1 protein-coding gene is annotated in these 1,638 nt (G+C 66.2%); it reads right to left on the minus strand.

Annotation, left to right across the window (positions count from 1 at the left end; genetic code table 11):
- Window positions 1-75: 75 nt before the first annotated feature.
- The gene (locus tag J3476_RS25195; protein ID WP_286183708.1) at window positions 76-1,329 is read right to left on the minus strand and encodes an IS110 family transposase; all 1,254 of its coding nucleotides are present in this window, start codon (window positions 1,327-1,329) and stop codon (window positions 76-78) included.
- Window positions 1,330-1,638: the final 309 nt, after the last annotated feature.

Consider the following 1,638-nt stretch of genomic DNA (forward strand, 5'->3'; position numbering starts at 1 on the left):
GATGAAGGCTGAAGGGATCACGGTACCGATGAGCGCTTGCGCGAAGAGCAGAGGGTCCCGATGAGTAGCCCTGTGTCAAGCAGCGGGTTGTTGGGCTCGCAGGTGGGCTTGGAGTGCGCCGTGGCGGTGGGGGTCGTAGGCGGTGTTGTCTTGCCAGCAGTGCCAGATGACGTAGAGCCAGGCGCGGGCCAGGATGCGTACGGCATGTTGGTGGTCGCGTCCGCGGGATCGGGCTTGGCGGTAGAGGTTGTCGGCCCAGGGGTTAGCGCGGCGGGAGTCGGCGGCGAAGTCGGTGACGGCGTCGCGCAGGTGTTTGTCGCACGACCATCGGAATCCGACGGTGCGCATGGTTCCCGATTGGCGGGTCGAGGGGGCCACGCCGGCCAGGCAGGTCAGGGACTCGGGGGTGGGGAATCGTCCTCGGCAGTCGCCGATTTCAGCGAGAAGTTTGGCGGCTCTGATCTTTCCGGATCTGGGCAGGCTGGTGAAGATGTGTGCGTCGCAGTGCGCGGCGAGTTGTTCGGCGATCTGGTCGGACAGGCTGGTGATTTGTTTGACCAGAGTGGTGAGGGTGGCCAGCAGGGCGTGGGTGATCCGGGCGTGCGTGGCGCCTTCGTGGCCGGTGGCGCCGCGGGGTGCAGTGATGAGGCGGGTGTGCAGCACGGCGGGGTCGGTGCGGCCGGTGTAGCCCACCGAGGTCAGCCAGTTCGCCATTCGTGCGGGGGTCAACCAGTCGGCACGGTCTTGGCAGTCGAAGCGGGCCAGGAAGGTCAGGCTGATTGGGGAATCGAGGTCGGCGAACAGTCCTACGGCGCCGGGAAACACGCGGTTGAGGTGTTCGCGCAGCTGGTTGGCTACCGCGACGCGGTGTCTGATGAGTTCTTTGCGGGCTCGGCACGTGCTGCGCAGCGCTACGGTGGCGGGGCTGTCGGGGACCAGTGGCCGCAGTCGGGTGCGGTCGGTGCGCAGGGTGTCAGCCAGGACGAAGGCGTCGAAGCGGTCGTCTTTGTTGCCGGCCGAGCCGTAGCGGCCCCGCAGGTTCTTGAGCTGGTTGGGACTGATCACCACGACGGTGAACCCGGCCTCGAGCAATGTGTCGACGATGGGCCCGTCGGGACGTTCGATAGCGACTTCGCTGACCCCGGCACGGGTCAGCGTGTCGACCAGTGTGCGCAGTCCCCTAGCGCTGTGGTCAGTGAGCTCGCGCAACACTTCGGCGCCTCGAGAATCGACTACCGATACCGCCTGATCGTCACGAGACCAGTCCAGGCCAGCGGTCACTCCGTTGGCCGGTTCTGCCGCCAAGACGGCAGTAGGGGCATAATCCATCACAGCCTCCTCGCTGCTAGACCCAGTGGGGAGGCACCCAAACTTCGGTGCCGAGGTGTGGCTGCCGCTTCGCTCACTGATCGGCGCTCGGTGGCGCGCAGCCCTGTCGACGGTCGGCACACCCCGGGTAACCGTCGAGTCCCGCGAAACTCATCGTGGACATCGCTGCGTCAAGCGCTTGTGGCGGTAACTCGACGGCACCTCGGGTGCATCGGCAACCCATCCAAGATCACCGACACAAGGATGGTGCACCAGTGAGCGCTTGCGCGAAGAGCCGAGGGTCCCGATGAGCGCGCTGGATCCTGCGAT

The sequence above is a fragment of the Mycobacterium sp. PO1 genome, from assembly GCF_017312405.1.
Classification (GTDB): domain Bacteria; phylum Actinomycetota; class Actinomycetes; order Mycobacteriales; family Mycobacteriaceae; genus Mycobacterium.

Excerpts from the sequence above, each read along its gene's own strand:
- J3476_RS25195 (WP_286183708.1), bottom strand. The coding sequence starts at position 1,329 with ATGGATTATGCCCCTACTGCCGTCTTGGCGGCAGAACCGGCCAACGGA.